The 19,668-nt window shown below is 66.7% G+C and carries 19 protein-coding genes; 8 read left to right on the top strand and 11 right to left on the bottom strand.

Annotated elements, in window-relative coordinates; genetic code table 11:
* The first annotated feature begins 252 nt into the window (after positions 1 to 252).
* Positions 253 to 1,044: an alpha/beta fold hydrolase gene (locus WEA29_05225; protein ID MEX2323155.1), complete on the top strand. Its 792-nt coding sequence runs from the start codon at positions 253 to 255 to the stop codon at positions 1,042 to 1,044.
* Positions 1,045 to 1,097: 53 nt separating this feature from the next.
* Here the strand turns inward: WEA29_05225 and WEA29_05220 are convergent, their stop codons facing one another.
* Both WEA29_05220 and WEA29_05215 read right to left on the bottom strand, forming a co-directional pair.
* Positions 1,098 to 2,105 carry a TIGR03842 family LLM class F420-dependent oxidoreductase gene (locus WEA29_05220; protein MEX2323154.1) on the bottom strand — a complete coding sequence of 336 codons (1,008 nt, stop codon included), beginning with the start codon at positions 2,103 to 2,105 and terminating at the stop codon, positions 1,098 to 1,100.
* Positions 2,106 to 2,176: 71 nt separating this feature from the next.
* Complete coding sequence (locus WEA29_05215) at positions 2,177 to 3,211, bottom strand: TerC family protein (GenBank protein ID MEX2323153.1); 1,035 nt, start codon at positions 3,209 to 3,211, stop codon at positions 2,177 to 2,179.
* Between the two features lie 219 nt (positions 3,212 to 3,430).
* Between WEA29_05215 and WEA29_05210 the strand changes: the two genes are divergently transcribed.
* Complete coding sequence (locus tag WEA29_05210) at positions 3,431 to 3,718, top strand: DUF3303 family protein (protein ID MEX2323152.1); 288 nt, start codon at positions 3,431 to 3,433, stop codon at positions 3,716 to 3,718.
* A 4-nt stretch (positions 3,719 to 3,722) separates the two neighbouring features.
* On the opposite strand, the gene WEA29_05205 is transcribed toward WEA29_05210, so the two are convergent.
* The 7 genes from WEA29_05205 to WEA29_05175 form a co-directional block, all read right to left on the bottom strand.
* Positions 3,723 to 6,371 carry an FtsX-like permease family protein gene (locus WEA29_05205; protein MEX2323151.1) on the bottom strand — a complete coding sequence of 883 codons (2,649 nt, stop codon included), beginning with the start codon at positions 6,369 to 6,371 and terminating at the stop codon, positions 3,723 to 3,725.
* A complete protein-coding gene (locus WEA29_05200) occupies positions 6,371 to 7,099 on the bottom strand; it encodes an ABC transporter ATP-binding protein (GenBank protein ID MEX2323150.1) in 729 nt (242 codons plus the stop codon). The genes WEA29_05205 and WEA29_05200 overlap by 1 nt, the downstream gene beginning before the upstream one ends.
* Positions 7,096 to 7,668 carry a PadR family transcriptional regulator gene (locus WEA29_05195; protein MEX2323149.1) on the bottom strand — a complete coding sequence of 191 codons (573 nt, stop codon included), beginning with the start codon at positions 7,666 to 7,668 and terminating at the stop codon, positions 7,096 to 7,098. The genes WEA29_05200 and WEA29_05195 overlap by 4 nt, the downstream gene beginning before the upstream one ends.
* A 131-nt stretch (positions 7,669 to 7,799) precedes the next feature.
* Complete coding sequence (locus WEA29_05190) at positions 7,800 to 8,780, bottom strand: NAD-dependent epimerase/dehydratase family protein (GenBank protein MEX2323148.1); 981 nt, start codon at positions 8,778 to 8,780, stop codon at positions 7,800 to 7,802.
* Positions 8,781 to 8,790: 10 nt separating this feature from the next.
* A complete protein-coding gene (locus WEA29_05185; GenBank protein ID MEX2323147.1) occupies positions 8,791 to 9,375 on the bottom strand; it encodes a hypothetical protein in 585 nt (194 codons plus the stop codon).
* A gap of 17 nt (positions 9,376 to 9,392) precedes the next feature.
* Positions 9,393 to 10,193, bottom strand: coding sequence for a hypothetical protein (locus WEA29_05180; protein ID MEX2323146.1), 801 nt, complete (start codon positions 10,191 to 10,193; stop codon positions 9,393 to 9,395).
* A gap of 93 nt (positions 10,194 to 10,286) precedes the next feature.
* A complete protein-coding gene (locus WEA29_05175; protein MEX2323145.1) occupies positions 10,287 to 11,777 on the bottom strand; it encodes a CoA-acylating methylmalonate-semialdehyde dehydrogenase in 1,491 nt (496 codons plus the stop codon).
* 220 nt (positions 11,778 to 11,997) lie between these two features.
* Here WEA29_05175 and WEA29_05170 point away from each other — a divergent pair, with 220 nt between their 5' ends.
* Both WEA29_05170 and WEA29_05165 read left to right on the top strand, forming a co-directional pair.
* Entirely contained in the window at positions 11,998 to 12,249 is a 252-nt protein-coding gene (locus WEA29_05170) for a nickel-binding protein (protein MEX2323144.1), read from the top strand.
* 508 nt (positions 12,250 to 12,757) lie between these two features.
* Complete coding sequence (locus WEA29_05165; protein MEX2323143.1) at positions 12,758 to 13,963, top strand: peptidoglycan-binding domain-containing protein; 1,206 nt, start codon at positions 12,758 to 12,760, stop codon at positions 13,961 to 13,963.
* A gap of 3 nt (positions 13,964 to 13,966) precedes the next feature.
* Here WEA29_05165 and WEA29_05160 read toward each other — a convergent pair whose 3' ends face one another.
* Positions 13,967 to 14,833, bottom strand: a complete 867-nt coding sequence (locus WEA29_05160) for a GNAT family N-acetyltransferase (GenBank protein ID MEX2323142.1) — start codon at positions 14,831 to 14,833, stop codon at positions 13,967 to 13,969.
* 31 nt (positions 14,834 to 14,864) lie between these two features.
* Here WEA29_05160 and WEA29_05155 point away from each other — a divergent pair, with 31 nt between their 5' ends.
* From WEA29_05155 to WEA29_05140, 4 genes are all read left to right on the top strand, one after another.
* Positions 14,865 to 16,106 (top strand): M24 family metallopeptidase, encoded by a 1,242-nt coding sequence (locus tag WEA29_05155; protein MEX2323141.1) that lies wholly within the window; start codon positions 14,865 to 14,867, stop codon positions 16,104 to 16,106.
* Positions 16,107 to 16,172: 66 nt separating this feature from the next.
* Positions 16,173 to 16,412, top strand: coding sequence for an antitoxin (locus WEA29_05150; GenBank protein MEX2323140.1), 240 nt, complete (start codon positions 16,173 to 16,175; stop codon positions 16,410 to 16,412).
* Positions 16,413 to 16,428: 16 nt separating this feature from the next.
* On the top strand, positions 16,429 to 16,833 hold the full coding sequence (locus WEA29_05145) for a PIN domain nuclease (protein MEX2323139.1): 405 nt from the start codon (positions 16,429 to 16,431) through the stop codon (positions 16,831 to 16,833).
* Between the two features lie 65 nt (positions 16,834 to 16,898).
* Entirely contained in the window at positions 16,899 to 18,161 is a 1,263-nt protein-coding gene (locus WEA29_05140) for an MFS transporter (GenBank protein MEX2323138.1), read from the top strand.
* A 4-nt stretch (positions 18,162 to 18,165) separates the two neighbouring features.
* Here the strand turns inward: WEA29_05140 and hydA are convergent, their stop codons facing one another.
* Positions 18,166 to 19,581, bottom strand: coding sequence for a dihydropyrimidinase (gene hydA / locus WEA29_05135; protein ID MEX2323137.1), 1,416 nt, complete (start codon positions 19,579 to 19,581; stop codon positions 18,166 to 18,168).
* Between the last annotated feature and the right edge of the window lie 87 nt (positions 19,582 to 19,668).

Genomic DNA, 19,668 nt, shown 5'->3' with positions numbered 1-19,668 from the left:
CCCAACACCCGGAACCAACCATGAACCGTCCACCCTCTCGCGCGAATCAACACCCGAAGGGGGGAGTACCGCCGGGAGCGAAGCGAGCGGCGGGGAGGGGGGAGGGCGAACGCTACGCAGGCGTCGCGACGCGTCTGGCCTCCCCCTCCGTCGGCGACCTGCGGTCGCCGCCACCTCCCCCTTCGGGGGAGGAGAGAGCGCGCCTTCTCTCGCCCCCTCGCCCCTCGCCCCTCTCAGCCCTAGCCTTTGGGTGTGACCACCGAGACTCAGACTGAGCCCGCAGTCCAGGGCATTTCCGACGAGCGTCCCCCGTTGCTGTTCGTGCATGGGGCCTGGGGTGGTGCCTGGGTGTGGCACGACCACTTCATCCCGTGGTTCGCCGAGCGCGGTTGGAAGGGTTATGCCTTCGACCTGCGTCATCACGGCGACAGGGGCGGCCCGAAGTCGCTGCGACGCACCCGGATCAAGGACTACGTCGACGACCTGGCGGCGGCGGTCGCCGACCTACCCCGGCCCCCGATCATCGTCGGACACTCGATGGGGGCGCTGGTGACCCAGCGTTACCTGGAGGACCGCACGCTTCCGGGAGCGGTGCTGCTGGCCCCGGTACCCCTGGGCGGCGTGTGGAAGGCCACGGCTCGCACGGCGCGCCGCCATCCACTGAAGTTCCTCCAGGCCAACCTGATGCTCGACCTGGGCAAGGCGATGGACTCCCCCGGCCCGGTCAAGTCGATGCTCATGGACCACGACGCCACCGACGCGCAGGTCGCCGACATGGTGGCTCGTACCGGCGGCGAGTCCTACCTCGCCTATCTGGACATGATGTTCGTCACCCGCGCCCGACCTCAGCTCGTGCAGACACCGGTCGCCGTCGTCATCGCCGACCGCGACCGCCTGTTCTCGGTGAAGGAGGGGACCAAACTGGCGAGTGCCTACGGCGTCGAGCCCATCGTGGTCACCGGCGTGGCCCACCAGATGCCCAGCAGCGTCCGCTGGCAACGCGCCGCGGAAGCGGTTGAGCGAGCGCTCGCTTCCCTCGGATAACGCTCAACGCTCAACGCTCAACGCAAGAGCCTGTCTGAGCCATGAGCTATGAGCTATGAGCCGTTCAAAGCCGGAATGATCTCCGCCCCATAGGCATCGAGCGTCGCCTCCTGGGCATCGTGCATCAGGTAGATGGCGAACTGATCGACGCCGAGGTCACGCAGCTCCTGCATCCGCGCTATGTGCTTATCGGGGGTGCCGAGCACGCAGAACCGGTCCACAACCTCGTCGGGGACGAAGTCGGTGGAGGGGTTGCCCGCCTTGCCGTGATGGTCGTAGTCGTAGCCCTCTCGAGCCTTGATGTAGTCGGACAGCGCCGCTGGCACCATCTCGGCGTCGTCTCCGTAGCGAGCCACGAGATCGGCGACGTGGTTGCCCACCATTCCGCCGAACCAGCGCACCTGATCCCGCTGGTGGTCCATATCGTCGCCCACGTAGGCGGGCGCGGCGACACAGATGGTGATGTCGTCCGGATTGCGGCCGGCCTTCTTGGCGGCATCCTTGACGAACTTGGTGGTCCACTCCACCAGATACGGATCGGCGAGCTGGAGGATGAAGCCGTCGCATTCCTCGCCGATGAGAGTCAGCGCCTTGGGGCCGTATCCGGCACCCCACATCGGGAGGTCGTGGGGCTCTTCGATCCACGGGATGCGTAGCTTCCGGCCGTTGTAGTCGACCTCCTCGCCGGCACACAGCCCCTTGATGACCTGCATCGACTCGGACATCTGGGCGAGGGTCATCGGCTTGTTGCCGATGTAGCGCATCGCCGAGTCACCCCTTCCCATCCCGCAGATGGTGCGCGCCCCGTACATCTCGTCGAGCGTGGCGAAGAGCGAGGCGATCACCGTCCAATCCCGGGTGCCCGGGTTGGTGACCATGGGACCCACGATCAGGTCCGGGTTGTCGGCGAGCATCCGGCTGTAGATGACGAACGGCTCCTGCCAAAGGACGTGAGAGTCGAAGGTCCACGCGTGACTGAAGCCGCGTTGGGCGGCGTACGAGGTGAGGTCGAGGACCCGCGAGGACGGCGGGTTGGTCTGAAGGACGACTCCGAACTCCATGGTGCCGGTACCCCTCTGCGCTTCGCCAAACCCATAGGTTTAGCACGGAGCATCCCGCCGGGATGAAACGGCTAGCCGTCCACCTTAGGGATCTTGGCCGACACCGGGTCCCGTTTGTCGGCCCACACCGACGCCCAGATGGCGACGGTAAGGACGAACGCGATGATGCTGAGCGACAGATAGGTTGGCGGATGCCATCCCACGGGTTCGTTGACCAGGATCATCTTGATACCGACGTAGAACAGGATCACGCCGAGGCCGACGTTGAGGAACCGGAACCGGCCCGCCATGCCCCCGAGCAGGAAGAACAGGGCGCGCAGACCGAGGATGGCGAAGGCGTTGGAGGAGTACACGATGAAGGTCTCCCGGCTGATCGCCAGGATGGCGGGGACCGAGTCGACGGCGAACACGACATCGGTGGCTTCGATGAGGATGAGCACGGCGAACAGCGGTGTCGCCAGCCGCTTGCCGTTCTCCTTGGTGAACAACTTCTGCCCGTCGTACTCGGTGGTACTGGGGACGAGACGGCGCACCGCCCTCATCACGATGCTCTTCTCGTAGGCGACCACCTTGGAGTCGTCGTGGTGTGAGATCTTCCACGCCGTGTAGAGCAGGAACGCACCGAACACGTAGAGGATCCAGTCAAAGGCGTTGATCAACGCGACCCCGCCGGCGATGAACACTCCCCGCAGCACGAGGGCCCCGAAAATGCCCCAGAACAGCACCCGGAACTGGTATTCACGGGGTACACCGAAGTAGCCAAAGATGACGGCCCACACGAAGACGTTGTCAATCGACAGCGACTTCTCGACGAGGAACCCGGACAGGTATTCCATCGAAGCCCTCCCCGCATCCCCGTCGACGGCGAGCCAGGCGACGACTCCGGTGAAGGCGAGTCCGATGCTGATCCACACCGCCGACTCGATCGACGCCTCCTTTATGGAGATGACGTGGGCTTCGCGGTGGATGACCAGCAGATCGACCACCAGAAGGACAGCGATGAGGACGAGGAGGGCGATCCAGTGCCATAGCTCGACCTCGAGATCGGCAAAGAACCTCGGAGTCGCCTCGGTCTCTCCGGCGAGTCTGGCGATGCTGGCTATCACGGGCGCTCCCAACGGCTGATCCACTCCGTATCAACCGAAGGTCTCTCCCGCCCCCGAGGGGACCACGAGCCCGGGTCGTGTGACCGTGATGACGGGCAGCGTGCGTGGGGATACTCCCCTTCGACAAACAGAGAGTAGCCAACGGTTCAAGGTTCACGGTTCACGCAGGAGAGTCACGAACGGGCATCGGGCGACGGGTAACCGCTAGCGTCCTAGCTCGTGCTGTTTCATATCACCCACATCCACGAACCGAAGGATTGCCTCTTCGCGGATCCGCCTGCCCTCGCCGACACGTTCGGCAGCGTCGACGCCGCCATGGAGAAGGCCGGTGCCACGGTGATCGGCTCGTGGGTGATCGCCGCATCCCACACCTTCTACTGGGTGGTCGACGCCGACTCGGCCGGCGCGGTCACCCGCGGCCTGGCACCGATCGTCCCTCTCGGCCACGCCGAGATCCGTCCGATCGCTGATCTTCAGGCAACCATCGCGATGTTGCAGGACCCCTAGACAGTCATCCCACCCGTTTCGGGGGCATGGTCGGTGCTGAGCGCACTCCCAATGCGGTCACTAGTCCGACCACCAGCGGCACCCCAGCGGCCACCGCGAGCACCATCAGCCAGGGAATCACGATGAAGCCCGCCGGGATGATACCGAACGGCCCGGCCGAGGAGAACCCGTCTCCCGCGGCCACCTTCATGAACAGCAGCGCCAATGGGGTGGCCAGTACGGCGGCAAACAGTGCGTAGTACCCGCCCTGCAGACCCAGGAAGGACCGCCGCATCCGAGGTGGCGCTCCGACGGCCACCATCGCTCTGAGGTCGTGATCTGATTCGGTCGCAGACAGTGCAGTCACCATCCCGCTGATGATCAGCACCACCAGCAGGGCAACACCTCCGCCGATCAGCAGGACCTGATCAGCGGACAGCGATGGCACCCACTCCAGGCCAACCGCGATCCTCACCTGGCCGATCTCGAGCCGCTGGCGATCGGTGAGCGGTGCGGGGCTGACCAGCAGCACGGCATCGTCAGCCACGAGCAAACCCAGGTCCGCCGCCGCCGACTCCGACAGCAGGACCCGGGGGAACCACCACTGGACCACCGCCGCCGGTACCTCGGTGGCTCCCAGGGTGGTCGTGCCGATGACCACGTCCACCGTGCGATTGGTGCGGCCGAGCACGATCACATCGGCGGGATCCGTTCCGACCTTGAGCGCCGCAAGGAGCTTTGGAGTCTGTGCGGCGAGACCCATGTGGACGGACGATTCAGAGAACGGAAGGCCCTCGTCGCGCGGGGGCACCACCTCCGACAGATGCCCCCGACCGTCATAGCGGGTGATGCCCACCCGCAGCGCTCCCGGAATGATGGCGGCCAGTTCGTCTACATATGACTCGAAACCACGGGCCGCGTCGGTGTCGCGGAACTCGTCGGTCACGAATACATGTCGGGTGTCGCCCGGCAGGCCGTAGAGGCTCATGCGCGCCTCCTCGGACCGGATCGACACGGCCAACACGATCGGCGCGGCGAGCACCACCATCATTGCGGCCACCGCCGTTGCCGCCCGCGTGCGCTGGCGCGCCGCGTCACGAATGACTAGGCGCGTGACGACTCCGAACCGGTCGGCGCGCCTGCCCATGGCGGCGACCATCGGACCGCTGAGGAGGGCGAAACCGGCAATCATGATGGCGACGGCCAGCCCGGCTTGGAGTGCCCCCGAGGCGCCGTAGGCGGTTCGGGCGACAGCCAGGAGAAACGCCCCGAAGGCCGCGGTCCCGACACCGGCCGGAACCACCCAGCGCGCCGGAACCTGCAACGGCATCCGGCCCTGCAGCGCCGTGGTGGCGGGAACCCGGGCCGCGGTCCGCGCTGGCACCCACGCCGCCAGGGTCACCCCGACGACACCAACGATGGCAGTGGTCGCCATCACCAACGGGTCGAGTGGGAACGAGGTGATGAGTCGATCGACGAAGCTCTGCATCACTGGGCGTCCCGCCGTCATGGCGACTGTCCCGACGGCAGTTCCCAGGCCAGCGCCGAGAACGCCAGCCACGAGGCCCTCACCCACCACAGCCCAGCGGAGGTGGGTGACGGTGGCGCCGTTCACTGACATCAGCCCGAGCTCGCGCAGACGGCGACGGGCGCCGGTGGCGTAGGCGGCGCCGGCGACGAGGGCGACCTCGAGCATGAGCAGGGCGGCGATCGCCGTCCCCATGGTGACCGGTGCCGCGGCCAATCCGTCGTCGTACCAGGCGAACTCCGATGGGTGCATCGTCCACACCTCAGGGGACGGCGTCCAGCCACCTCGATCGTTGAGCATTGTGAAGGCTCGCTCCTCGAGTTCCCACAAGTCGAGGCGAGGCGACAGCGCGATCAGCTGCTCGATCTCGGAGGCAGTCAGCCGCCGGTAGGCGTCGTCGCTCAGATCGCGCAATGCGAGCGGCTTGGGACTGACCGCCGGCTCTGGCAGGTAGTCGAGTCTGCGTGCTTGCCACTCTTGGTCGATCCATGCCGCCACCCGAGCCGCCTCTGGGGTCATGACCACCACCCGCGTCTCGACCGCCCAGGCGGTGTCGCCTCCCGCGAGGACGTCCATGTCGCCGGTCGACACCACGGATGACAGGGACGACCGATAGAGCACGTCGCGGGTCAGGCCGACGACCACCATATCGTGGCCCTCGACTGAGACGACGTCACCCACTCGGGCCCCGATGAGGGTCGCCAGTGAGTCGCCGATGGCGATCTCGCCCGATGCTTGGGGGGCTCGACCTTCGACGAGTCCCACCCGACCAGCCAGCCGCGGGTCGTCGAGCGACCGATCGCTGACCTCGCCGCTACCGCGGCCCTCCGGCCCTGTGATTCGTAACCAGGCCATCCGATAGCGGACGGTCTCTGCCTCCGGGGATGCGGCCGCGATCTGCTCCGCCACCCACTCGTCGAGATCCGAGTCGCCCATGACCGTGGTGATCGAAAAGTCCCCTTGGCCAAGTTCGTGCGCGGTGCGTTCCTCGGGCGAGATCTTGCCGGCGGCGATCATGCCGGCCGCAACCTGGGCCGCCGCCACCGGGAATGCGACAAGAGCCACGATGAGGGCGGTGCGCTTCCATTGGCGGCGAGCAGTGCGCCGGGCCAGGCGCGCCAGCGACCGTATCTCGGGTGCCTGCATCAGCGGATCTCGGCGAGGCTGGGAGGAATGGACGATCCGATGGTGATGCTTTCGATATGGCCGTCTCGAAGCCGCACCACGCGGTCCGCCCAGGCGGCGAAGGAAGGCTCATGGGTGACCATGATGGCGGCGGCACCGGCATCGCAGCGCGCACGCAGCATCGCCAGGATGGTCTCACTGGTGATGTCGTCCAGGGCGCCGGTGGGTTCATCGGCGAGCAACAGGCGACGCGGCCCGACCAGGCCGCGGGCGATGGCCACTCGTTGCTGTTCGCCTCCCGACATCTGGTCGGGGTACCGGTCGACCATCGCCCCCAGTCCCACATCGCTGAGCGACTGCTCGGCGTACTGGCGAGCCTCTCGCAGATTCATGCCGTCGAGCTCCAACGGCAGCGCCACGTTCTCGGCAGCAGTGAGCGTCGGCAGCAGGTTGAAGTCCTGGAACACGTACCCGATCGACTGGCGGCGGAGCCTGGCCAGTTGGTTGGGCGAAAGGTCGCCGAGATGCTGGCCCTCGACCATCACCGTGCCGGTGGTGGGCTCATCGAGCCCGCCGGCGACATTGAGCACCGTGGTCTTGCCCGAGCCGCTGCGGCCGGTTATCGCAACCCACTCGCCGGCAGCGACGTCGAGTTCGAAGTCGACGAGGGCGTCGATGCGCTGTGCCCCCCGGCCATAGGTGCGACCGATGCGCCGCATCGACAGCACGGGGGTTGTGGAGTCGTTCATGTGGTGTCTCCCTGTGTTGCGAGGCTGGGCGCCTCGGTCGTGGTCGTTTCGGTGCGAGCCGAGCGGCTGACGAGGCGCTCTTCTACGCGATCGAGCCAGCGGAGTTCGGCCTCGGCGCGCAGGATGAGCCGGTCGACGTGAAGGAGCCAGGCGAGGTCGGCGGGGTCGGCATCCGACTTGAGCCGTGTGTAGTCCTGAAGCCCGCTCATGGTGGCATTGCGCTGCACAGAAATGACCGCCAGCGGATCGACCACTCCAGCGGACATCGCCAAGAGCAGCTTCATCGAGATGTCATCCCGATTGGTCACCGTGCGTTCCACCGGTGACAGCATCCATTCGCCCAGGACCGCACTACCGGCGTGTGTGATGGCGTAGATGTGGCGACCGTCCCCATCCGTCTCGACGAGTTCGACCAGTCCGTCGCGCTCGAGACGCTGGAGCGTGGTGTACACCTGACCGATGTTGAGTGGCCACGCCTCGCCCGTCGCTGACTCGAAATCGACCTTGAGCTGATAGCCGTGTGCCGGCCCATTGGCGAGGAGGCTGAGCAAGCCCTCTTTGATACCCACCGCCATCCTTACATACTCGGTATGTAGGGAGTATTACATACTCAGTATGTAGCTGTCAAGGACACTGCGTCTGAAAGCACCTGGCAGGGACCTATCGGCCGGAGGCGCTGAACGTGAGGCGTCTTCCGGGGCTACTCGCCCGCACCGAGCGAGTGAGCAATCAGCCTTGGGAGGAACTCGCCGAAGCCTTCCTCGAGGGACCGGGCCGTGAATCCGAGTTCGCGCTCGGCCTTCGATGAGTCCCCCAAGTAGGTGGAACCAGCGAGCCGGGTAAGTTCGGCAGGACCAGCCAGCGGGGGTATCACGCGCGCCAGCGGTGTCAGCAGCCGCGACATCGCCTTTACCGGACCGGCCGGTACGCGGAGGCGGGGGGTCGGGATGCCACTGACCCGTGAAGCGATGTCGAACGCCTCGACCACGGTGTGCGGCGGGCCAGCGATGATGTACGCCTCGGCGGGGTTGCCCCGCTCCATGGCCCGAACGTGACCGTCGACCGTGTCGTCGACGTGGCCCCAACACAGTGCGTTGCCGGCAGGCAGATACCGCAGCTTGCGACGCACGAAGGCCCGAATCCAGCGACCGATTCCGCTCGTATCACCCAGCCCATACACCGCGCCCGGTTGCACGATCACCACAGGGGTCCCTCGCTTCGCCATCGGCACCGCCACCTCGTAGTGCGCCATCCACTTGGTCCGGTCGTACTCGCTGAGGTGGCGACCTTCGAAACGGTATGACTCATCGACGACCTTGCCCGCCGTGTCTGAGAAGACGGCGAGGCTGCTCGTATGAACGATCTTCGACACACCGGCATCCCATGCCGCCTGGAGCACGTTCTCGGTCCCGCCAACATTGATCTGCACGGCGCGCGGGTTGCGACGGCCAACCTCATACCAGGCAGCGAGATGGAATACCCCGTCGGTTCCCTCCACCGCCCGGCGCACCGACCCGGCATCGAGGATGTCGCCTTGTCGGAGCTCGGCACCGATCCCAGCGAGCGCGGCTGCCGCCTCCGGGTCACGGACGAGCGCAACCACCTCATGACCGTCGGCCAGCAGTCGCCGGGTCAAGGCAGTACCTATGAAGCCGGTGGCTCCGGTGACGGCGTATCGCATCGAACGGCCCTCAGGCCGCCATGACTCCACTGAGAGCGTCCCAGAGAGCCTGGGTCATCTCCTCACAGGCAGCGACTGCGGCCTCATTCAGTTCCGGTGAGGTCTCCAACGACGTGATGATCCCGTCGGCCTCGTGATAGTCGGCGGCGTGGACCCGGAAGTACTCAGCGGCGTCGGCGTCCTCGGCCACCCCGTAGTGAGCGACCAATCCGCCGAGCTTCTCCGCAGCGGTGCCGGGCTGCTGCTTCTCGAAGGCGTACAGGGCGCCCCAGGCTGTGGCGGGCTCGGCGAACAGGCGCCGTGACGTCTCCAGCAACTGCGACACCTCGGGAATGGTCGCCTCGCCCACCTCGGCCCCGAAGGCTCGTGCGAACTCGACCCACAGGTCAGCGTGGTGGCGCTCCTCGGCGGCATGGTCGTACTCGCCGACAGTCTCCCAGCCCTGGTCGATGGCAGCGATGAACGCCCCGTATTCACCGGCGTAGGTAGTCAGCGATGCCACGGGCAGCGTGCCGTCACGCCAGGCCTGATAGAACGGGTGCTCGAGCAGCGGATGCGCGGCGATGGCTGTGTCGAGTCGATCTTGGATGGTCATGAGGGTCCCTCCTCGTGTCAGGCGAACATCGCTCCGACGGCACGATCGTAGATGACTTCGGCCCGCTCACGCCGTTCGTCGGATGACTTGCCGTAGTACTCCATCATCACCCCGGCGTTCACCTCCAACACGGTGAGGCCGGACCCGGTGGCCATGATGTCCACCGAGGCGAACCGCAGGCCGATGGCGGCCATGGCAGGGCTGGCGATAGCGACGAGATCGGCTGCAAGTCGGGCGTCGTCGATCTCCACGGCGCTACCCCCCAAACCGAGGTTGTGACGCCACTCGCCCTCGGCACGCACCTTCTCGTAGACCAGTTGCGCCTCGTCGTCGAGCAGGATCACCCGATACTCGGCGTCCACCTCGACGAACGGTGAGAGGGCGAGCGCATGGTGGGCGGCGAAGGCGGCAGTGCTCGCCGACTCCAGTTCGGTGCCGTTCCGCACCCGGTACACGTGGTTGCCTCCGGTACCCGAATTCGTCTTGCAGACCAGGTCCCATCCCAGCTCCTCGGCCAGCGCCAGCATCCGTGGCCAGTTGCCCTGCGGCCCGGTGTACTCGGTCAGCGACGACCGCAGGAAAAGATGATGGGGGACGCAGGCGATGCCGGCATCAGCGAGAAAGGCGCTGGTCGCCGCCTTGTCTCCGGCGATCTTCGCCGCGGTGGTGCTGTTCAGTTCGAAGTCGTACCCGAAGAGCCGAGCAACCCGGTCGCCGTCAGACAACCGGACTATCCACCCATGACTGAAGGACTCGAAGCGCAGCCCGCGCGCCTCCGCCGACTTCTCCAGGGCTGCGACGACGACGCGGTCAGACATCGGTCACCCGTCGCCCGACACCCGACACCCGGGAGCGGTGTCGGTCGGTTCTCCTGGCAACCGGCAACCGGAAACGGGCAACGCCTCCTGGCCTCACTTCATCTGCGGGAAGCCCAGGTTCACCCCGCTGTGGGCGGGGTCGGGCCACCGGCTGGTGATCACCTTGAGGCGGGTGTAGAACTGGACGCCTTCGGTGCCGTACATGCGGGCGTCCCCGAACATCGACGCTTTCCACCCACCGAACGAGTGGTACGCCATGGGGACCGGGATCGGGACGTTGATCCCGATCATCCCCACTTGCGCCTCGTTCTGGAACTTGCGGGCAGCGCCGCCGTCGTTGGTGAACAAAGCGACTCCGTTGGCCCATGGATTCTCCTCGAGCAGCCCCATGGCGTCGGTGTAGGTGTCGACACGCACGGTGGAGAGCACCGGACCGAAGATCTCGTCCTTGTAGATGGTCATCTCAGGGGTCACCTGATCGAACAGCGTCGGACCCACAAAGAAGCCGTCCTGCTCGCCAACCAGATTGCGGCCGTCGGCGACCAGGGTGGCCCCCTCCTCGACCCCCTTGTCGATGTAGTCGACCACCTTGTCGCGGTGCTGAGCCGTGACCAGCGGACCCATCTCGGCGCCATCCTCCATGCCGGGGGCGACCCGGATCTTCTCCAAGCGCTCCACCACCTTCGGCATGAGCGCCTCGGCGGTCCCCTCACCGACGGTGACCAGCACCGAGATCGCCATGCACCGTTCGCCGGCAGACCCGTAGGCAGCAGAGACCGCGGCATCGGCGGCGAGTTCCATGTCGGCGTCGGGCAGGACGATCATGTGATTCTTGGCGCCACCGAGGGCCGCCACCCGCTTGCCGTTGGCCGTACCGGTCTCGTACACGTACCTGGCGATCGGCGTCGATCCCACGAACGACACGGCACTGACCTCGGGGTGGGTGAGGATGCGGTCGACGGCGACCTTGTCGCCATGGACCACGTTGAGCACGCCGTCGGGGAGCCCGGCCTGGGCGAACAGCTCGGCCGAGAAGTTGGCCGCCGACGGGTCCTTCTCCGACGGCTTCAGGACGAACGTGTTGCCGCAGGCGATGGCGATCGGATACATCCACATGGGGACCATCGCCGGGAAGTTGAACGGCGTGATCCCGGCAACGACGCCGACGGGCTGGCGGATCGAGTAGGTGTCGACCGCCGTCGACACGTTCTCGTTGTACTCGCCCTTGAGCATCTGGGGGATGCCACAGGCGAACTCGATGACCTCGAGCCCCCGCTGCACTTCGCCGAGGGCATCGGAGAACACCTTGCCGTGCTCCGACACGAGCAGCTTGGCGATGTCGTCCTTGTGCCGGTCCACCAGGTCGCGAAAGGCGAAGAGGATCGTGGTCCGCCGAGCCAGGCTGGCGTGCTGCCACGACTCGAAGGCCGTCCTCGCCGAAGCGATGGCGCTGTCGACGTCGTCGGCGGTAGCCATGGCCACCCGTCCCTGGACGAGTCCGGTAGCGGGGTCGTAAACGTCACCCCACCGCTCCACCTTGCCGGAAAACTGCTGGTTGTCGATCCAATGGGTGATCTGATGCATGGGGAACCTCCGGAGGCGAAGGGTACCGGAGGACCGCGGCCTCCCGGGCAGCGATCATCTCATCGGGCGTACGCGCTCATATGGTCCTACAGTGCGCCAGAAGGTGGGTGTCACCCCGACCCCCTGGGGAATGCTTGTCATCGGGATCCGAATCCTGTGCTCCGCGTGAGCCACTGAGTCCCTGTGGCACCCACACCACCAATGCTGAAAGGAGCATCGCATGCCTCTGTTCATGGATGTCCACCACATGGATGGGCCGGTGAGTGCCGCCGATGGTGTGGCCGCCCACGCGGCCGATCTAAAGGTGCAAGGCGCTTACGGCGTCGACTACAAGAGCTACTGGGTCGATGAGAAGGCGGGGAAGATCTTCTGCCTCGTCGAAGCCCCCAGCGCTGAGGTGGCCGCGACGGTCCACCGCGAGGCGCACGGTCTCGTCGCCGATGACATCTACGAGGTCATCGAGGGTTCGTGAGTCGTGGTGTGGCGTGCGTTTAGCCGTCCACCCGGGCGGTTGGACCCACGCCCGCGTCGGGTCCACATGCAGGTGACGCGTCGGCGGACTTGCCGATTACCAGTGGCACCTGTCCGACTACTGAGCCGAAGCGGACTCGCCGGCGCCTAATGCTTCTCGGATTCAGCCGCCGAAGAACGTCGACGCGAGGCTCACCGAGCCGCCGACGATCACGACGAGCGACGTGAGCACGAACACAGGGCGCAGCCCGCTCGACACCTTGAGGGATCGAGGCCCATGCGGCGAGGGCCAATCCAACGGCGACGACGAGTCCCCCCATCTGGAACTTGCCGCCGCTCCGGTTGGCATCTCGGCCCTGTCCGAAGAGCGCGTCTGCCTCGTCGAACGGCGCATCCGCATCGGCATACATGAGTGCTGAGTCCCGACGGCCTCTGAGTCAGTCCACCGGGACGGGACCGAAAGCTCCCGCAACCGTGTAGGTTTGGCGATCACGGCACCGGGAGGGTCGATGTCGAGACGCTCCAACACAGCGGTCGCTCTGGCCGCCTCATTGACACTGGTGGTCGCCGCCTGCACCGGCGGAACCGCCGGGGAGACCACGACCACCGTCGCGCCCGTGGACACGACCACCACGACCCTGGTGCCTCCCACCACGACCACGACGCTCCCGCCCGGCGGTCCTCCCCTGATCCGCGACGGCGACAACAACGAGACCGTAGCCGCCTTCCAGTGGCTGCTCACCTGCACCGGCTACGGCAACCTGTCTGCCGACGGCAACTACGGGTCGGCTACCGGCGATGCAATACGGACCGCCCAGACCGCGCTCGGCAAGGAGGCGAACGGCGAGCCCGACGAGGAGGTCCTCGCCGCACTGTCGCGGGCGTGTTCACAGTCTCGCCAGATCGAAGACACCGAGGAGCCGGTCACCATCATCGGCAACGCAGCCCCCGGTGATCCCGAGATCTTCATCATCGAGCTCACCTTTGCCCAGACACTGACGGTCACGATCGATCCGCCCGAGCTGGATGTGAGCGTCCGGGGCTCCGATGGCGTCCCGGTGGAGCCCGACGAGGACACCGGTGCATTCTCGCCCGGTACCAGCGGCACCTTCGAGGTTCTGATCAACTCGTTCGCCGACCCGACCACCTTCACGATGGTGGTCGCGGTGACCGACACCGTCGCCGAAGCGGCGTGGATCATCAACACCCGCAGCATCACTTACGACGGCAATCGGATCGAGTTGGGTGACGGTGCCGGCGACGTCCTCGAGCAGGTGTTCGAGTACCTGGGCCATGGGGTTCGCGGCCAGTACGACGAGTTCGACACCGGGTGGTACACGATCACCGACCCGGTCGACAACGGCATCCGTGGCGTATTCGTCGGAGGCCTCGCCTTCCTGTTCTTCGGACCGCATCCCGCTGACCCCGACGCCCCGGAGTTCCTCGTGCGCATCCGGTATGAGGGATCCCTGCCGGACGCCGAGGGCAACGAGCGACCCCCCGGCTACGTGGCCACCCCGCTCGGCATCACGGTGGGAAACACACTGGCCGACCTGAAGGTGGCCTATGGGTCGTCGGTCAACGCCGGCAGCAACGCCAACGAGCATTACTACCGCTACACCGAGGCCGGCGGCGAGCTGTGCTTCTACTTCGGCAGCAGTGCCCCCACCGACTCGACGGAGATCCTGGAGATCGCCACCGAGTGCCGGTCGTGACCGTCAGCCGATAGGGACCTGGAACTTGTAGTCCACCGCCTCGGCGACCTTCCGGTAGCCGATCCGCTCGTAGATGGCGTTGGAGGTGGGGTTCGCCAGGTCGGTGAACAGGAAGCAGAACCGCCGACCGTGATCGAGCAGCCATTGCGTCTGCGCCGCCACCAGCGCAGTGGCGTACCCGTGGCCACGCAGGTCGGGCGGCGTGTACACCGGCCCGATGCGGGCACCGTTGGGGGTGGGACCGCCATACCCGCTCAGCGAAACCACCTCGCCGTCGACCTCCCACACCCACACCCCGTTGGTCGGGTTGTCGTCGAGCCGCAGACGGACATTCCGGCGCGCATGCTCCTCGTTGGGCGACTCGTGAGGCAGGGCTTCGGTGAGGAAGTCCATGAACCAGCAGACCAGCAGCTCCTCGTCGGCGGCGGTTCCGGAGCGTGCGGTGCCTGGTGGTGTCGACACCTCAGCGACTTTGTCCAGTTGGAAGACCCCTTCACGCATGACCACCTCGGGGTCGATCCCCGTCAGATCGGTCCAGGCGGTGGCGAACCAGTCGACCGTCGGCAGGTTGCCGAGAATGCCTTCGATGGTCCCGATGTCCTCATGGATGGCTGCGGCGAGCGTGCGAACGGCATCCTGATCGGCGGTGTCTGCCAGGGCCGGGCGCCACGGCGGGGTGTGGACGGCGGCAGCGAGCACGGCGCCATCGGCCTCCACCGTCCACAGGAGGAACGTCTCGTACAGCCCCGGCCGCTCGATGAGGGTGCCGGCGACGCCGAACACCAGGTTGTTGCGCGCCTCGAAACCGTCGTCGCCGCGGTCGATGGCGGCGAGGAACTTGCGTGGATCGGTGTGGCGCACGACCTCCATTCCGGGAGGGTAGGGCCGTAGGATCCGCCGCATGGATCTCAGAGCCCAAACCGCCACCCACGACGACCTGCTCGCCCGGCGCCTCGACCGGCTGATACCGATGCTGATGGAACGCGCCGACCTGGACGCCTGGGTGCTGTCCGCCCGGGAGTACAACGAGGACCCGGTGCTGGCCACGATGCTCCCCGCCGAGTGGCTGAAGACGGCACGCCGGCGCACCATCCTCGTGTTCCTGCGCGACGGGGATTCCGTCGCCCGCCGCGCCGTCGCCCGCTACCCGGTCGGGGAAGCCTTCCCCAGCTCCTGGGATCCGGAGTCGGAGCCCGACCAGTGGAAGTGTCTCGCCACTCTCCTCGACGAAGCCGACCCGGCCCGCATCGGTATCAACACCTTGACCACCTTCGCCCTCGCCGACGGCCTGAGCGCCACCGAACGCGACGCCATGCTGGCGGCCCTGCCCGAACGCCTGCGAGATCGGGTGGTGTCCGCCGAGGCCGCCGCCATCGGCTGGTTGGAGACCCGCCTCCCCGAGGAGATGCACGCCCTGGCCGAAGGCTGTGCGATCGCCCACGACTTCCTCCATCGGGCGCTGTCACCCGAGGTGATCATCCCGGGCACGACCACCACCAGGGACGTCGAGTGGTGGCTGCGCCAGGTGGTCCACGACGCCGGGTACGGATCGTGGTTCCACCCGTCGTGCTCGGTACAGCGCCGCGGCGGCACCCACCGAGAGGGCTTCGCCGGCAAGCCCGCCGACACCGTGATCACCCACGGCGACCTGGTCCACATCGACTTCGGCATCGTCCGTACCGGCCTGTGCACCGACCAGCAGCAGCACGCCTACGCCCTCCACCCCGGCGAGACCGGTCCACCCGCCGGTCTGGTCGCCGGACTCGCCGCCGCCAACCGACTCCAGGACCTGCTCATGGCCCAGTTCGCCACCGGACGCATCGGCAACGAGGTGCTGGCCGCCACCCGGGCCGCGGCTCAGGCGGACGGCATCGACGGCCTCATCTACACCCATCCCATTGGCGTCCACGGCCACGCCGCCGGGGCGACCATCGGGCTGTGGGACCGCCAGGAGGCGATCCCCGGTGACGGCAACTACCCGCTGTTTCCGAACACGGCGTGGTCGATCGAACTCCAGGCTCGGGTGCGGGTGGAGGAGTGGAGCGACCAGGTGGTGCAGTTCATGCTGGAGGAGGACGCCTGGTTCGACGGCGACCGCTGCCGCTTCCTCGACGGCCGCCAGACGGCGCTGTGGGTGGTATGAAGGCCCACGACACGAGGGCCTTGTCATTGGGGATTCAGACTGATATCTACTGATATCATGGTCCCGGTGCCCGACATCCTGATCCGTGGACTCCCCGAAGATGTCGTCGCCGCTCTCGACGCGGCGGCGCAGCGTCGCGGAATCTCCCGCAACGAGTACCTGAGCCGGGTCCTCGCCAATGAGGCCAGGACCTCGAGCGGACGCAAGGTCACCATCGAGGACTTCAAGCGCTTCAGCGAGACCTTCGCCGACGCACTGGACCCCGAGATCATGAAGGGCGCCTGGCACCATCGCGAGCGCCCCTGATGCGGGACCACTGCCGATGAGCGGCTGGCTCATCGACGCCTCGGCACTCGTCAGAGTGGAGGTCAGCCCCGACGGTGATACGTGGTCCGATCGTGTTGAGAGGGGACTCGTGCGTATCGCTTCGGTGACGCTCCTCGAGGTCGGATACTCGGCGAGGTCAGGAGACGACCAGCGCACGGTGCGGCTCACCTCGCCGCTCGCCGACATGCCCGTCGAGTACCTCACCCCGGCGACCGAAGACCGAGCCATCGAGGTCCAAGCCCTGCTCGCCGATCGGGGCCAGCATCGCGGCCCGGCCGTGCCCGACCTCCTGGTCGCCGCCGCAGCCGAGCGAGCGGGACTGACCGTACTCCACGTGGACAGCGACTTCGAGACCATCGCTTCGGTCACCCGGCAGCCAGTCGAGCGCCTGCGGCTCTAGCCGCAGGATCCGGCGGATCGGCGCTGCCCTAGCCTCCCTCAAATGCGCCTCCGACGGACCTGCCGATGACCTTCCGGTTCACCACGGTCCGGCGCATCTTCTCGTCGCTGAAGATCCCCAACTACCGGCTGTTCTTCATCGGTCAGATCGTGTCGCTGTCTGGCACCTGGATGCAGGGCGTCGCCCAGGCGTGGCTGATCCTCGACCTCACCGGTTCGGGCACGGCACTGGGATTGGTGTCGTCGCTGCAGTTCCTGCCGGTGCTGTTGTTCGGACCACTCGGCGGCGTGCTCGCCGACCGGTTCGACCGACGGCGGATCCTCTATATAACCCAGGTGGTGGCGTCGGCGCTGGCGGTGATCCTCGGCGTGCTGGTCGCCACCGACCGGATCGAAGTGTGGATGGTGTACGTGCTGGCCGTGTGCCTTGGGTTCGTGTACGTGGTGGACAACCCGGCCCGCCAGTCCTTCGTCCACGAGCTGGTCGGCGCCGACAACCTGACCAATGCGGTGAGCCTCAACTCGGTGGTGGTCAACGTCGCCCGGGTGATCGGCCCGGGAGTGGCCGGGCTGCTCATCGTCAACGTGGGGATGGCCCCGTGCTTCTTCATCAACGCCGGCACCTATGCCGCGTCGATCGCCGCGCTGTGGTTGATGAACCCCGAGATGCTCCACCGCGAGGCCCGAAGCGTGCGGGGTCGGGGCCAGTTGATGGACGGTCTGCGTTACGTGCGCCGCACCCCGGAGGTGCTGGTGCCGCTGATCATGATGGCGGTGGTGGGCACGCTTGCCTACGAGTTCCAGGTGGTGCTACCGCTGCTGGCCAGATTCACCTTCGAAGGCGACGCCGGCACCTACGGGACCATGTCGGTGCTCATGGGCGCCGGGGCGGTGGTCGGCGGACTGGTGACCGCAGCCATGGGCAAGCAACCGGCGACGGCCCTGGCATGGACGGCGATTGTCTTCGGCGGCGTCCACTTCGCCGCGGCATGGGCGCCCAACCTGGCAACCATGTTCGTGTCCCTGGTGATCCTGGGAGCAGTGTCGATCCGCTTCCTCGCCATCGGCAACGCGACCTTGCAGCTGGCCGCCGAACCGGCGATGCGGGGCCGAGTCATGGCCCTGTGGGCCGTGGCCTTCCTGGGTTCGACCCCCATCGGCGGTCCGCTCGTGGGCTGGATCGGCGAAAATCTGGGCCCGAGGATCGCCTTCGGCCTGGGCGGCGCGGCGACGCTGATCTGCGGCGTCCTGGCCTACCCGGCCCTCAAGCGGGTCGTGCTGCGCGGTGAGCAAGAGACGTCGATCCCACCGCCGAAGGGGCCGCGGTGAGGCCTCACACCAAGTACTGACTCATCCCGCGCCGAAGGTACGCACCGTCCCCCGGCTTGCCCTTGTAGTCGCCCTGATCAATGATCACCCGGCCGCGTGACAGGACTGTCTCCACCTTGCCGGTGACCTTCATGCCTTCGTAGGCGGAGTAGTCGACCCGCATGTGCTGGGTGCCGTGGGTGATGGTGTGCTTCTTGTTCGGGTCGAAGATGACGATGTCGGCGTCGGCGCCCGGGGCGATCGTGCCCTTCTTCGGGTACAGGCCGAACATCTTCGCGGGCGTGGTCGCCATGATTTCGACGAACCGGTTCAGCCCGATCCGCTCTCCGTTGACCCCGCCGTTGAACATGACCTCGAAGCGCGGCTCCACGCCGGGCATGCCGTTGGGGATCTTCGAGAAGTCACCCTCACCCAGGCGCTTCTGCACGCCGAGCTCGGGATGCTCGTCCATGCAGAACGGGCAGTGGTCGGTGGACACCACCTGGAGGTCGTTGGTGCGCAGCCCGGTCCACAGCGCCTCCTGATGACCGGCCGCCCGGTCGCGCATCGGTGGCGAGCACACATACTTGGCGCCCTCGAACCCGTTGCCCAGGTTGTCCAGGTCGAAGAACAGGTACTGCGGGCAGGTCTCGGCGAAGATGTTGAGCCCCCGGTCCCGGGCCGCCTTCACCTCCTCCAGCGCCTCCTTCGCCGACATGTGGACGATGTACAACGGGGCGCCGGTCAACTCCGCGAGGACGATCGCCCGGTGTGCGGCTTCTCCCTCCAACAGGCTCTTGCGGACGATGCCGTGGTAGATGGGGTCGGTCTCGCCGCGCTTCAGCGCCTGCTCCACGTAGACGTCGATGGCGATGCCGTTCTCGGCGTGCATGCAGATCACCGAGCCGTTCTCGGCGGCCTTCTGCATGGCCCGCAGGATCTCGCCGTCGTCCGAGTAGAAGACGCCCGGGTACGCCATAAACAGCTTGAACGAGGTGACCCCCTCGTCCACCAGCATGTCCATCTCCTTGAGCGTCTGCTCGTTGATGTCGCCGGTGATCATGTGGAGGCCGTAGTCGATCGCCACGTTGCCGTCGGCCTTGCCCCGCCACGCCTCGTAGCCCCCCATGGCGGAGCCGCCCTTCACCTGGACGGCGAAGTCGATGATCGTGGTGGTGCCACCGTGAGCCGCGGCGCGGGTGCCGGTCTCGAAGGAGTCAGAGGCGTTGGTTCCGCCGAACGGCAGCTCCATATGGGTGTGCACGTCGATGCCGCCGGGGAACACGTACTTGCCCTTGGCGTCGATGGTGGTGTCGGCGGTCCAGTCCTGAGTGCCGTGAGTGGCGAGGGCCACCACCTGTTCGCCGTCGATGAGCACGTCGGCGGCCATCGTCTCGGTGGCGGTGACAACCGTGCCGTTGATGATCAATGTGTGTGCCATGTCGTCTCTCCTACGGTGACGAAAGTATTTGGGCTCCCCCCTCCCCTGACGGCTGCGCCGTCAGGTACTCCCCCCTTCGGGGGGAGA

The sequence above is a fragment of the Acidimicrobiia bacterium genome, assembly GCA_040902765.1.
Lineage (GTDB): Bacteria > Actinomycetota > Acidimicrobiia > Spongiisociales > UBA11373 > DATKBG01.
The sequence above is the reverse complement of the archived record's forward strand: the minus strand, read 5'-3'. Positions and strand labels throughout refer to the sequence as shown.